At 39.5% G+C, this 13,055-nt stretch carries 14 protein-coding genes and 5 tRNA genes; 6 read left to right on the top strand and 13 right to left on the bottom strand.

The genetic code is table 11. The features are described 5' to 3' along the window. Positions 1-75 precede the first annotated feature (75 nt). From HC728_RS02340 to lolB, 10 genes are all read right to left on the bottom strand, one after another. A tRNA-Met gene (locus HC728_RS02340) sits at positions 76-152 on the bottom strand. A gap of 10 nt (positions 153-162) precedes the next feature. Further along, positions 163-247, bottom strand: a tRNA-Leu gene (locus HC728_RS02335). 80 nt (positions 248-327) lie between these two features. Next, positions 328-402: transfer RNA gene (locus HC728_RS02330), tRNA-Gln, on the bottom strand. 25 nt (positions 403-427) lie between these two features. Next, a tRNA-Leu gene (locus tag HC728_RS02325) sits at positions 428-512 on the bottom strand. Between the two features lie 78 nt (positions 513-590). Next, positions 591-667: transfer RNA gene (locus HC728_RS02320), tRNA-Met, on the bottom strand. Between the two features lie 307 nt (positions 668-974). Next, positions 975-2,066, bottom strand: coding sequence for a redox-regulated ATPase YchF (ychF, locus tag HC728_RS02315; protein ID WP_005418193.1), 1,092 nt, complete (start codon positions 2,064-2,066; stop codon positions 975-977). 19 nt (positions 2,067-2,085) lie between these two features. Next, the gene (gene pth, locus HC728_RS02310) at positions 2,086-2,676 is read right to left on the bottom strand and encodes an aminoacyl-tRNA hydrolase (protein WP_005418195.1); all 591 of its coding nucleotides are present in this window, start codon (positions 2,674-2,676) and stop codon (positions 2,086-2,088) included. A 181-nt stretch (positions 2,677-2,857) separates the two neighbouring features. Continuing rightward, complete coding sequence (locus tag HC728_RS02305; RefSeq protein ID WP_005418196.1) at positions 2,858-3,805, bottom strand: ribose-phosphate pyrophosphokinase; 948 nt, start codon at positions 3,803-3,805, stop codon at positions 2,858-2,860. Positions 3,806-3,843: 38 nt separating this feature from the next. Next, positions 3,844-4,710, bottom strand: coding sequence for a 4-(cytidine 5'-diphospho)-2-C-methyl-D-erythritol kinase (ispE, locus tag HC728_RS02300; protein WP_065624609.1), 867 nt, complete (start codon positions 4,708-4,710; stop codon positions 3,844-3,846). Further along, entirely contained in the window at positions 4,707-5,333 is a 627-nt protein-coding gene (gene lolB / locus HC728_RS02295; protein ID WP_233650317.1) for a lipoprotein insertase outer membrane protein LolB, read from the bottom strand. Before lolB ends, ispE begins: the two co-directional genes overlap by 4 nt. Before the next feature lie 169 nt (positions 5,334-5,502). On the opposite strand from lolB, the gene hemA reads away from it, so the two are divergent. Genes hemA through kdsA form a run of 6 tightly spaced genes read left to right on the top strand, consistent with a single transcriptional unit; the run spans position 5,503 to position 10,821 of the window. Continuing rightward, entirely contained in the window at positions 5,503-6,759 is a 1,257-nt protein-coding gene (gene hemA / locus HC728_RS02290) for a glutamyl-tRNA reductase (RefSeq protein WP_188863894.1), read from the top strand. 39 nt (positions 6,760-6,798) lie between these two features. Next, entirely contained in the window at positions 6,799-7,887 is a 1,089-nt protein-coding gene (prfA, locus tag HC728_RS02285; RefSeq protein WP_005418202.1) for a peptide chain release factor 1, read from the top strand. After that, on the top strand, positions 7,887-8,741 hold the full coding sequence (gene prmC, locus HC728_RS02280; RefSeq protein WP_054776190.1) for a peptide chain release factor N(5)-glutamine methyltransferase: 855 nt from the start codon (positions 7,887-7,889) through the stop codon (positions 8,739-8,741). Before prfA ends, prmC begins: the two co-directional genes overlap by 1 nt. A 15-nt stretch (positions 8,742-8,756) precedes the next feature. Further along, positions 8,757-9,140 carry a SirB2 family protein gene (locus HC728_RS02275; RefSeq protein ID WP_005418206.1) on the top strand — a complete coding sequence of 128 codons (384 nt, stop codon included), beginning with the start codon at positions 8,757-8,759 and terminating at the stop codon, positions 9,138-9,140. 2 nt (positions 9,141-9,142) lie between these two features. After that, positions 9,143-9,955 (top strand): SirB1 family protein, encoded by an 813-nt coding sequence (locus HC728_RS02270; RefSeq protein WP_065597800.1) that lies wholly within the window; start codon positions 9,143-9,145, stop codon positions 9,953-9,955. 11 nt (positions 9,956-9,966) lie between these two features. Next, positions 9,967-10,821 carry a 3-deoxy-8-phosphooctulonate synthase gene (gene kdsA / locus HC728_RS02265; protein ID WP_005418209.1) on the top strand — a complete coding sequence of 285 codons (855 nt, stop codon included), beginning with the start codon at positions 9,967-9,969 and terminating at the stop codon, positions 10,819-10,821. A 79-nt stretch (positions 10,822-10,900) separates the two neighbouring features. Here kdsA and cobA read toward each other — a convergent pair whose 3' ends face one another. The 3 genes from cobA to nirD all read right to left on the bottom strand — a co-directional run bounded on the left by cobA (position 10,901) and on the right by nirD (position 13,053). Next, positions 10,901-11,677 carry a uroporphyrinogen-III C-methyltransferase gene (gene cobA / locus HC728_RS02260; protein WP_190395092.1) on the bottom strand — a complete coding sequence of 259 codons (777 nt, stop codon included), beginning with the start codon at positions 11,675-11,677 and terminating at the stop codon, positions 10,901-10,903. A 128-nt stretch (positions 11,678-11,805) separates the two neighbouring features. Then, positions 11,806-12,615, bottom strand: a complete 810-nt coding sequence (locus HC728_RS02255) for a formate/nitrite transporter family protein (RefSeq protein ID WP_065624611.1) — start codon at positions 12,613-12,615, stop codon at positions 11,806-11,808. 108 nt (positions 12,616-12,723) lie between these two features. After that, a complete protein-coding gene (gene nirD, locus HC728_RS02250; RefSeq protein WP_190395091.1) occupies positions 12,724-13,053 on the bottom strand; it encodes a nitrite reductase small subunit NirD in 330 nt (109 codons plus the stop codon). Between the last annotated feature and the right edge of the window lie 2 nt (positions 13,054-13,055).

The raw sequence follows: 13,055 nt of genomic DNA, 5'->3' as shown, positions 1-13,055 counted from the left end.
TGAAATTAGAGATTGGTGATCTAATAACACTTTTTCCTTTCTTACTTACTCTCAAGTTAATGAGGAAGAGAAGAATGGTGGCTACTACGGGATTTGAACCTGTGACCCCATCATTATGAGTGATGTGCTCTAACCAGCTGAGCTAAGTAGCCATTCAATTAATGGTGCGGACGGAGAGACTTGAACTCTCACACCTCGCGGCGCCAGAACCTAAATCTGGTGCGTCTACCAATTCCGCCACGTCCGCACAAATATTGTAGTGAAATTGAAGATTGGTGATTCAATAACACGTTGTCATAATCGAAATGAATCAATTATGTTTTAAAGTGGCTGGGATACCTGGATTTGAACCAGGGAATGGCGGCATCAAAAGCCGCTGCCTTACCGCTTGGCGATATCCCAACGAGATTCTTACGAATCTAAATAATGGTGCGGACGGAGAGACTTGAACTCTCACACCTTACGGCGCCAGAACCTAAATCTGGTGCGTCTACCAATTCCGCCACGTCCGCATTCTACTATTTTAACGTTAATACGTTAAGTAGAAATTTTATTTTAATCGACAATTGGATAATCAATTAAAAATTGTATGGTGGCTACTACGGGATTTGAACCTGTGACCCCATCATTATGAGTGATGTGCTCTAACCAGCTGAGCTAAGTAGCCAAATTGTATTGCATTTCTTGCTTGTCTCTCTTTCGCCTTAGCGGTGAGGACGGAGCGCATTATGCGTATCTAAGGCTTATGCGTCAACACTTTTTTGAAAAAAACAGTAATTCTTTGTTTGTTCGAACGGAATTTAATCAAACCGTGCTTTTTATATGCAAATATGAGCATAAATGAATAAAACTCAGTATATAAGAGATAAAAAGGGGGGAAGAAAAATAACAGAGGACTGGTTGAAAAGTAATCTTAAGTGGTTGAATTATTAGCAAGTAATAAAAAGGCCAGCAAATTTGCTGGCCTTATTTAATTATACGTTGAAGCGGAAATGAACAACATCACCATCTTTAACGATATATTCTTTACCTTCTAGACGCCATTTACCTGCTTCTTTAGCACCACTCTCACCGTTGAACTCGATGAAGTTGTCGTAACCAATAACTTCAGCACGGATAAAGCCTTTTTCAAAGTCAGTATGGATCTTACCAGCAGCTTGTGGTGCTGTAGCTCCTACAGGGATAGTCCATGCACGAACTTCTTTAACACCAGCAGTGAAGTAAGTTTGAAGAGTAAGCAGTTCGTAACCAGAACGGATTACACGGTTTAGACCTGGTTCTTCGATACCCATATCAGCAAGGAACTCTTCACGATCTTCATCGTCAAGTTCAGAAAGCTCAGATTCAATAGCAGCACAAACAGGAACAACCACGTTGTTTTCTTTTTCTGCGTATTCACGAACCATATCTAGGAATGGGTTATCTTCGAAGCCATCTTCGCTTACGTTAGCAATGTACATGGTTGGTTTTAACGTTAGGAAGTTTAGGTAACCAATAGCTGCCGCTTCTTCTTTCGTTAGCTCAACAGTACGAGCCATACCACCTTCAGTTAATACTGGAAGCAGTTTCTCAAGTACAGAAATTTCAAACTTCGCGTCTTTGTCTCCGCCTTTTGCTTTTTTCGCATTACGTTGCATTGCACGTTCACACGAATCTAAGTCAGCAAGAGCAAGTTCAAGGTTGATGATTTCAATATCTTCAATTGGTGAAATCTTACCAGCAACGTGAATGATGTTTTCATTTTCAAAACAACGAACAACATGACCAATTGCATCTGTTTCACGGATGTTTGCTAGGAATTTGTTACCTAGACCTTCACCTTTAGATGCGCCTGCCACTAAACCAGCGATATCAACGAATTCCATTGTAGTAGGAAGAATACGTTCTGGTTTTACGATTTTTGCTAATGCATCTAAACGTAGATCAGGAACAGGAACCACACCTGTGTTTGGTTCAATTGTACAGAAAGGGAAGTTTGCTGCTTCGATTCCTGCTTTTGTTAGTGCGTTAAATAGTGTTGATTTACCAACGTTTGGAAGACCAACGATTCCGCATTTAAAACCCATGATGTAAACCTTATCTGTGTTATTCAGCTTTGAATGTGTGTAAACGATTTTGTGCTTTGCTTAATCCATCTTTGAGAAGGATATCAAGGCAGCGTGTAGATTCATCTACTGCAGCATCGATTAATTCTTGCTCTTTAGTTGGCGCTTTACCTAAAACAAAACCGGCAACTTTATCTTTATGGCCAGGATGACCAATGCCAATACGAAGGCGGTAAAACTCTTTCGTATTCGCTAATTTACTAATGGTGTCACGCAAACCGTTATGGCCCCCGTGTCCACCACCTTTTTTAAATTTAGCAACACCAGGAGGGAGATCCAGTTCATCATGAGCAACAAGAATTTCTTCTGGTTTGATCTGATAGAACTTTGCCATCGCAGCGATAGCTTTACCTGATAGATTCATGAAAGTGGTTGGGATTAACAATCGAAGATCATCACCATTACTTTGGATCCTACCAGTTAAGCCGAAGAATTTAGCTTCTTCTCGCATAGAAACATTATGAACTCGAGCGAGTTCTTCAACAACCCATGCACCAGCATTATGGCGAGTTCTTTTATACTCAAGACCAGGGTTTGCTAGTCCAACGAGAAGTTTGATCTGATTACTCAAAGAATTATCTCTCTTATCTTGGATACTAATATGATTAATGAACTTGTTTAGAGCGTATGAGAGCTAAATACAATTAATGATATTAGTATGCACCATTAAAAAGGCGCGCCATATTACCACAAGAATTCCAAATACAAAAACGCCCCGCAAAGGCAGGGCGTTTGAATAGATTTCTGTTTGATTAGTGGTCAAACATTGCAGAGATAGACTCTTCATTGCTGATACGACGAATCGCTTCAGCTAGCATGCGAGAAAGGCTAAGTTCAGTTACTTTACCTGTTGCTGCCATTTCTTTAGAAAGAGTAATTGAGTCAGTTACGATAACTTGGTCAAGAACTGAATTTGCAATGTTTTGTGGTGCACTACCAGAGAATACTGCGTGAGTTGCGTATGCAAATACGCGTTTTGCGCCACGTTCTTTAAGCGCTTCAGCAGCTTTACATAATGTACCGCCAGTATCGATCATGTCATCAACGATTACACAATCACGACCGTCAACATCACCAATTAGGTTCATTACTTCAGAAACGTTAGCACGTGGACGACGCTTATCAACGATAGCGATATCAACATCACCTAATGCTTTTGCTGTTGCACGAGCACGAACAACACCGCCTAGGTCAGGAGAAACAACAACAGGGTTTTCTAAACCACGAGTACGCATGTCATCAAGCAGTACAGGAGTACCGAAGATGTTGTCTACAGGTACGTCGAAGAAACCTTGAATTTGTTCAGCGTGAAGGTCGATAGTTAAAACGCGGTCAACACCAACGTTTGAAAGCATATCAGCAATAACTTTTGCAGTGATTGGTACACGAGCAGAACGTACACGACGATCTTGACGAGCGTAACCAAAGTATGGGATTACCGCAGTAATACGGCCAGCAGAAGCACGACGAAGTGCATCAATCATCACTACTAATTCCATAATGTTGTCATTAGTAGGAGCACAAGTCGATTGAATGATGAAAACATCACTACCACGTACATTCTCGTTAATTTGAACGGCTACTTCGCCGTCAGAAAAACGATCTACAGTAGCGTCACCAAGTGAAATATATAGTCGATCAGCGATACGTTGGGCTAGTTCAGGAGTTGCATTACCAGCAAATAGCTTCATGTCAGGCACGGTGGAAACCTCAGGGTTGCGTCCAAATTGTGAGAATTTTATATTTTGCATAATGATTTATACTCTTCCAGTGTTCGGTTGAGTGGCGAAGTATTCATACCTCGGGCGATAAATCCGGTTGCATTATCAGGGATTAAAGAATAAACCTCTTGTGCTTCTTTTTCGCTATTAAATTCAGCAAAAACACAAGCGCCTGTTCCTGTTAATCTCGATGGCGCATATTCTAACAGCCATGAAAGTTGGTAATCAACCTCTGGATACACACTTCTGACAATTTTTTCGCAATCGTTTACGTATGTTGCCTCTAAAAGTGCGTTAAGTGGCTGTTTTGGTGTATTTCTGACCAAATCAGGATGAGTGAAAACATCGACGGTTGCGATACTGACTTCTGGTTTGATTAAAACGTACCATAACTCTTTAGGGGTGGCTGGTTGCAATTTCTCGCCAATACCTTCTGCAAAAGCGGCAAATCCATGAACAAAAATAGGCACATCAGCCCCTAGTTTTACTCCGAGTGCTGCTAAAGTATCGTTACTTAAATTGAGCTGCCATAGAAAATTAAGGGCGACGAGTACGGTCGCTGCATTAGAGGAACCACCACCGATACCTCCACCCATAGGTAAAATCTTTTCTATTTCGATATGAGCACCGAATTCACATTGACTGTGCTGCTGTAATAGCGTTGCCGCTTTCCATATCAGATTATCTTCCGTTTTTACTCCAGGAATGTCTGGTGCAAGGGTTATTTGACCTGATTGATTAGCAGTAATGGTGAGGTGATCACATAAATCAATAAATTGAAATAAAGTTTGAAGCTCATGATAGCCATTTTCTTGTTGGCCATTGATATAAAGAAATAGGTTTAATTTGGCTGGGGATGGCCAGCGAGTTGTTTTGGTGATCATTGAGAAATTATCCAATTTGAAGCAATGATTTTAATGGTGGTATCTTGTTGAGTGAGTTTCATTGAATTAGGGAGAAGTAGGTTACTTTTTTCAATATAGCTGTTGTAACGTAAATGCCAGTTAGTTTGACCAATTTGTTTTGATAAGTGTTCTACAGTATTAAGCTCATTGAGTTGGAAATTATCTGCGGCGGTTGGTAAGCCTTTAATCCAATCTTGTAAATACCCTATAGGCATGCTGATGCCACTTAAGCTATACATTAATCTTCCAGGATCACGACCTTCAAATTTTTGTCCATCGCCAGTCTCGATTGTTGTCATTTGCTCTGTCATTGTTAGTTTCATTACCGTTTGGCCAAGAAATGAAGTGAGCAATAGTTGACTTTGTTCTGGTTTCTGAATCCACTGGAAATTTAAACTATGGCGTTGGTTCGGTGCTTGATATCCAATTTTTCCTGTTACTTTATATTGCGTAATCTGTTCGAGTTTTGCTTGATGTTTATCCCAATCTGTCGATTGTTGAGGTGTTAAAGGGGTTGTTGAACAGGCGTTAAGAAAAAGCGTGAATATGAGAATAGTAAAAGGGGAACGTACAAAGCGAGGAAACATTCTTGATAATCTCATCTTTAATTCTGAAGTAATGCAACAATTGTAGCAAATTAATGGCGAATTTGGAGCCAAATAGTATTTGAATATCACTAATTTCTTACACAAAAGCCCTGATGCCTTTTAAAATTGGGTCGCATCAAGTAAAATCCGCCCTTGTTATTTTTATTATTGGTCCGTTTGCCGAATGTCATTGCTTGTTATTGGAATTAATCATACGTCAGCCTCTGTTGATTTACGTGAGAAAGTTGCATTTTCTCCGGAAAAATTGACAAAAGCGTTAGATGAATTAAAAAACAGTGATGCAATTCAAAGTGGTGTAATCCTATCGACCTGTAATCGAACAGAAATCTATTGCGAAGTTAAACACGGTATTAGCAGCGGTTATGTGATTAATTGGCTCGCTGAATTTCATCATGTCGCACTAGAAGTCTTAATGCCTAGTATTTATATCCATGAAGAGCAAGCTGCAGTAAAACACCTTATGCGTGTTTCTTGTGGTTTGGATTCGCTGGTTTTAGGTGAACCACAAATTTTGGGGCAAGTTAAAAAAGCCTTTGCAGATGCACGAGAGCACAATGCGGTTGAAGGAACAATTGAAAAATTATTTCAGCAGGATTTCTCGGTAGCAAAAAGAGTACGCACTGAAACCAATATTGGTGGCAATGCCGTTTCTGTTGCTTATGCAGCATGTACATTAGCTCGTCAAATTTTTGAATCTCTGTCTGATTCGACCGTACTTTTGGTTGGAGCAGGTGAAACCATTGAGCTTGTCGCAAAACATTTAGATGATTCTGGTTGTAAAAGACTGATTGTTGCTAACCGAACTCGTGAGCGAGCGATGGGATTAGCGGAGCAATTTAATGCTGAAGTCATTAGTCTTCCTGAGATCCCTGAGCATCTCCCTAAAGCCGATATCATTATTAGTTCTACTGCAAGTCCTTTGCCTATTATTGGTAAGGGGATGGTTGAAAGTGCGTTGAAATTACGTAAACACCAACCAATGTTGTTTGTTGATATTGCTGTTCCTCGAGATATTGAGGGTGAAGTCGCAGAATTAAATGATGCGTATTTATATTCAGTTGATGATCTTCAATCTATTATTGATCACAATATAGAACAACGAAAAATAGAAGCGATACAAGCTGAAGCAATTGTCAGTGAAGAGAGCGCAGAATTCATGACATGGATTCGTTCTCGTCAAGCGGTAAATAGTATCCGTCAGTATCGTGAAAATTCAGAAGCGATGCGAATTGAGCTATTGCAAAAAAGTATGCAAGCACTTGCTTCAGGACAAAATCCAGAAAAAGTATTGGCTGAACTCAGTAATAAGTTAACCAATAAACTCATTCATGCACCAACATTGGCGATGCAGCAAGCTGCAAAAAACGGTGAAACTGAAAAATTAACAGTAATCCGAACCACTATTGGTCTAGACAACTAAGCGTAGCGTTCGCTACCAACAAAAAGAACAAATATTATTATGAAAGCATCCATTCGAGTAAAATTAGAGACGCTGGTTGAGCGTTATGAAGAAGTTCAGCATTTATTAGGCGATCCTGATGTTATCGGAGACCAAAATAAGTTTCGTGCTTTATCTCGTGAATACTCACAGCTAGAAGAAGTTACACAATGCTTCCAAGCGTATGAGCAAGCTCAAGAAGATCTTGTTGCAGCCCAAGAAATGGCGCAAGAAGATGATGAAGAAATGCGTGAGATGGCACAAGAAGAAATTAAAGATGCTAAAGAAGCTATTGAACGTTTAACTGATGAACTTCAAGTTCTTCTTCTTCCAAAAGATCCAAACGATGAACGTAACTGTTTCTTAGAAATCCGTGCTGGTGCAGGTGGTGATGAAGCGGGCATTTTTGCTGGTAACCTATTCCGCATGTATTCACGTTTTGCTGAGAAAAAGGGCTGGCGCGTTGAAGTAATGAGCTCAAACGAAGCTGAACACGGTGGTTATAAAGAAATGATCGCAAAAGTGAGCGGCGAAGGTGCATACGGTGTACTTAAGTTTGAATCAGGCGGTCACCGTGTACAACGTGTACCAGAAACTGAATCTCAAGGTCGTGTACACACATCGGCATGTACGGTTGCAGTTATGGCTGAAATCCCAGAAGCGGATCTTCCTGAAATTAAAGCAGCAGACTTAAAAATTGATACTTTCCGTGCGTCAGGCGCGGGTGGTCAGCACGTTAACACCACGGATTCCGCAATTCGTATTACTCACTTACCAACAGGTACGGTTGTTGAATGTCAGGATGAACGTTCACAACATAAAAACAAAGCAAAAGCGATGTCTGTTCTTGCTGCTCGTATTATTCAAGCAGAAGAAGCTCGTCGTGCTGCTGCTGTTTCAGATACTCGCCGTAACTTGTTAGGTTCTGGTGACCGTTCTGACCGTATTCGTACTTACAACTACCCACAAGGTCGTGTATCGGATCACCGTATTAACTTAACGGTTTACCGTTTAAATGAAGTGATGGAAGGTGATTTAGGCTGTCTAATTGAGCCAGTTGTTCTTGAGTACCAAGCAGACCAATTAGCTGCATTGGCTGAACAAAACTAATGAGCTTGTCTATTGAAGCGTTATTAAAGCGCTCAATTCAATCTCTGATGCTTGAGGGGAGTGATTCTCCTCAAGTTGATGCTGCTGTTCTTCTTTGTCATGTGTTAGATAAGCCAAGAAGTTATCTATTAACTTGGCCTGAGAAAATAGTATCAGACGAAGAGCTGGGTAATTTTAATGCGTTACTAGAGCGTCGTCTTGCTGGTGAACCGATTGCTTATATCGTGGGTTATCGTGAATTTTGGTCATTACCACTTAAGGTATCGCCAACAACATTAATCCCAAGACCTGATACCGAACGTCTGGTTGAAGTGGCATTAGATCATTTAACACCTAATGCTCAATCCATTTTGGATTTAGGAACAGGTACAGGAGCCATTGCGTTAGCTATTGCTTCTGAAATGCCTACTCTTAATGTGATAGGTGTCGATTATCAAGACGATGCGGTTGAGTTAGCAAAAGGGAATGCGAAAATAAATCACATTAATAATGTTGAATTTAGACAAGGAAGCTGGTTTGAACCTATTTCTCTGAGTGATAAGTTTGACATTATTGTGAGTAATCCCCCTTATATTGATGGTAACGATCCTCATTTATCTGAAGGGGATGTTCGTTTTGAACCGCAAACCGCTTTGGTTGCGGAACAAAACGGTTTTTCAGATTTAATTCACATTATGCAACACGGCCGAGAGTATTTATTAAATGGCGGTTGGTTAATGATGGAGCATGGTTTTGAACAAGGTGAACAATTACGTCACTTTTTTGAAGATCATGGTTATATTAATGTGAAAACAGAGCAAGATTATGCTGGCAATGACCGAGTTACTTTAGGTCAATGGGTAGTAGATAACTAGAATAAAGGATAATTCATGTATACCGCAGTTAAACACATACACTTATTATTAGTCGCTTGTAGCGTATTGTTTTTTGTCGTTCGTTATTGTTTGATGATGGCAAATTCTGACATTCGTAATAATGGCTTCTTTAAGCGTGTTCCTCACGTTGTTGATTCAGCAATGCTACTTAGTGGTATTTGGCTTATTTTTATTACTGGATTCATTCCATTTACGTCATCTGCGCCTTGGTTAACAGAAAAAATCACCTGTATTATGGTTTACCTTGCTTTAGGTGTAGTTACTTTAAATAATGGTAAAAATAAAGTCTTTAAGACCTTTGCATTTTTAGGTGCAATGGGTTGGTTAATGGTTGCTGCTAAAATTGCGGTAACAAAAGTACCAACGTTCTTGGGGTAATTATGTTCCAACTGTGTGATGAAAATTTAGATGACCGCACTTTAGCTGAAGGAGCATTAGAGCTTAATTTAGCGATAAACCCCGATACTGAAATACATTGGGCTAAACATAAATTACAGCAGATGTGCCAAGAAGCTGAGCAAGTACTTGTTCATGAGCCAAATGATGAACTACGCTTAGAGCGTCTTATTCAATTGTTTTATGTTGAATGGGGTTATTGCGGAGACGTGAATACTTATTTTAATTCTGAGAATGCATTTATTGAACATGTACTCAAAGAAAAAAAAGGCATTCCTGTCACCTTAGGCGCTGTGTTTTTGTATTTATGCCAATACATGGGTTTTCCAGTTAGTGCGATTAATTTCCCTACTCAACTCGTATTACAAATAGAGTGGCCAAATAAAAAAACGCAATATTTTAATCCGTTTGATGGGCAATATTTAAGTCAACACTTGATGACGGCATGGTTAATAGGCTACGGTGGGCCATTAGCTACAATTCAACCATCACACTTGGAAAAAGTGGATAATTCTACCTTACTTGGTCGCTTACTTGCTGTTATTAAAACGGCTTGTATTCGTGAAAAGAATTTTTCATTTGCATTAAAATGCAGTGATTTAGCACTGACAATGGTGCCAGATGATCCGTTTGAAATTCGTGATAGAGGCTTAATCTATCAACAATTGCATTGTAATGATGCCGCGAAAAATGATTTAGAATATTTTATTGAACAGTGCCCAAATGACCCATCAGTTTTACTGATGAAAGAGCAAGTTCAATTATTACTTGAACAACACCCTACCGTTCTCCATTAAGAGTGAAGATAATGCAAAATCAAAAAACAGTAAAAATTGGCAATATCGATGTAGCGAATGATAAGCCGTTTACCTTATTTGCCGGTATGAACGTATTAGAATCTCGTGATCTTGCAATGCAAATCTGTGAGAAATACGTAGAAGTAACAGATAGATTAGGCATCCCGTACGTATTTAAAGCGTCTTTTGATAAAGCAAACCGTTCATCTGTTCATTCATACCGTGGTCCTGGTATGGAAGAAGGTTTGAAAATTTTTCAAGAGCTGAAAGATACGTTTGGTGTGAAAATCATTACCGATATTCATACAGAAGCTCAAGCTCAACCTGTTGCTGATGTGGTGGATGTGATTCAATTACCTGCATTTTTAGCACGTCAAACGGACCTTGTTGAAGCGATGGCAAAAACAGGTGCTGTAATTAATGTGAAAAAACCACAGTTCATGAGCCCAGACCAAGTGGGTAATATCATTGATAAGTTCTCTGAGTGTGGTAATGAAAACATCATTCTTTGTGAACGTGGTTCTTGCATGGGCTATGACAACCTAGTTGTTGATATGCTTGGTTTTGGTGTAATGAAAAAAGCATCAAACGGTAGCCCAATTATCTTTGATGTGACGCATTCACTACAGAATCGCGATCCAAGTGGTAAAGCATCTGGTGGTCGTCGTTCACAAACTGTTGAGTTAGCAAAAGCAGGTTTAGCGACGGGAATTGCTGGTCTATTTATTGAAGCGCATCCAAACCCAGATAAAGCGTTATGTGATGGTCCTTCTGCATTGCCATTAGATCAATTAGAACCTTTCTTGAAGCAAATGAAATCACTAGATGATTTAATTAAAGGCTTCGAGCACATCGATATTAAATAATCGAGCTCTAAAGAATAAATAAGAAACAGCCCAAGAGAGAATACTTTCTTGGGCTTTTTTTATTATATGAATGGAAAAATTAGTCGTTTGGTTTAAACCAATCTAATTTATGATGAAGCGTTGTTACGGTACCTACTACGATCAGCGATGGACTGATGGCTTTTTCTGCTAACTGTGCAAGTTCTGAAATATCGCCAGTAAATACTTTTTGTTTATCTGTTGTGCCTCGCTCAATAATTGCACATGGTGTATCAGCAGCTAATCCATGTTTTATTAACTGTTCAGATATATGAGGAGATTGCTTTAATCCCATATAAAATACTAAGGTATTATTAGAGCGGACTAATGCATCCCATTCAATATCAGCACCATCTTTTTGTACATGAGCTGTGATAAATTGAACGCTTTGGGCATGATCTCGGTGAGTTAATGGGATACCTGCGTATGAGGTTGCCCCCGCCGCAGCTGTGATCCCCGGAACAACTTCAAAGTGAACGCTATTTTCAGCTAACGTTTCAAGCTCTTCTCCGCCACGCCCAAAGATAAATGAATCGCCACCTTTAAGGCGAACCACATGTTTACCTTCTTGTGCTTTATCGACTAAGATTTGATTGATTTTATCTTGAGGGACGAAGTGGAAATCCAGCTTTTTTCCAACATAAATCATTTCAGCATTTTCATTTGCAAGCGCTAAAATTTCTTTTGAGACTAGACGATCATAAACGACAACATCCGCCTCTTTAATTAAGCGATAACCTTTCATGGTTAATAGTTCGGGATCACCAGGACCTGCGCCAACAAGAGAAACAAGTCCGTTTTGTTTTTTCGGCTCAGATTGAGCTTGAATACTTGGCATAATGGAATTCCAGAATAAGGTGTAATCACCTTAGTATGTAAGAGTCGATAAAAAAAATCACCCTTAATCAATTATTAAGAGTGATTTTAATCGCATGAGTTATAACTAATCTAAACAGAAATAGATTTTTAAGCGTCTAGTGATGCTGCTGTTTTTACATGTGTTAAGTATAGAGGAATACATGTAAATAGAAGACCACCAACAATGTTACCTAAAATAGTTGGGATTAAGTTGTAGCTTAACCATGTAGTGATACCAAAGTCAGCACCAAGCATCATACCAAGTGGGAATAGGAACATATTTACTACCGCATGTTCAAATACAAGAGCGAAGAAGATAAAGATAGGTAGCCACATTGCTGCAATTTTTCCAGCAACAGAACGAGCTGTCATATTACCAATGACACCTAGACATACCATTAAGTTACATAAAATACCGCGAACAAAACAGGTGATCCAACCATCCATACCTAGGTTTTCAAAACCAACAGTACGTGCGGTAGCAACCGCTATGAATTTTTGACCAACTGCGTTTGGTTCTACGCTGAAATTCATTGTTAATGATAGTGCGATAAGAGCCGCGACAATTAAAGAACCAATTAGATTACCAAGACCAACAAGACCCCAACAACGGAAAACACGTCCCCAAGAAACGCCTTTGCGATTCTCAAATTTAGCTAGAGGAGCAAGACCAAATACACCAGTAACAAGGTCATAGCCCATTAAACTTAAAATACAAAAACCAACTGGGAAAACAAGAGCACCAACAATACCAACACCCGTTTGAACAATAGTTGTGATTGCAACAACAACAGCTAGAGAGAGAATAATACCGGCCATTGTGCCACGTAAGATAAGATCACGAGAGCTAGTTTTAATCTTTGCTTCGCCAACATCGATCATAGTTTGGACGAATTCAGAGGGTTTGTTATAAGACATAGAAGTCCCTTACTAAAAGTTAAAATTAAAATTGGATAGGAAAGGGCTCTAGTCGCTGTTTTATGAGCAATAAATAGGAGACTAAAACCCTTGAACTATCAAATCTTCTTATGCTGAGATTTCAACATGTCCGTTAGTTACACGAATTTTGTATGCCTTTACGTTAAAACGCTCATCTTCCATACATGCTCCAGTCACTAAATTAAAGTGCTGTTTCTTTAGTGGACTTGCTACCCAAAGTTCGCCTTGGTGTTCAGCGGTTAAACCACGAGAAAGTACGTTTGAATTAGCGAATGGGTCACGATTACTAATAGCAAAGACTTCATCATTTTCTCTTGGACGAAATACAGCCACTTGTTCGCCATTTACAAGTGCACAAACACCTGTACCAGGGATGATGTCATCGAGTTGGCAGATTTTTTGAAATTTAGCAGCCATGA

The organism is Aliivibrio sp. S10_S31, assembly GCF_014694495.1.
Lineage (GTDB): Bacteria > Pseudomonadota > Gammaproteobacteria > Enterobacterales > Vibrionaceae > Aliivibrio > Aliivibrio fischeri.
The sequence above is the reverse complement of the archived record's forward strand: the minus strand, read 5'-3'. Positions and strand labels throughout refer to the sequence as shown.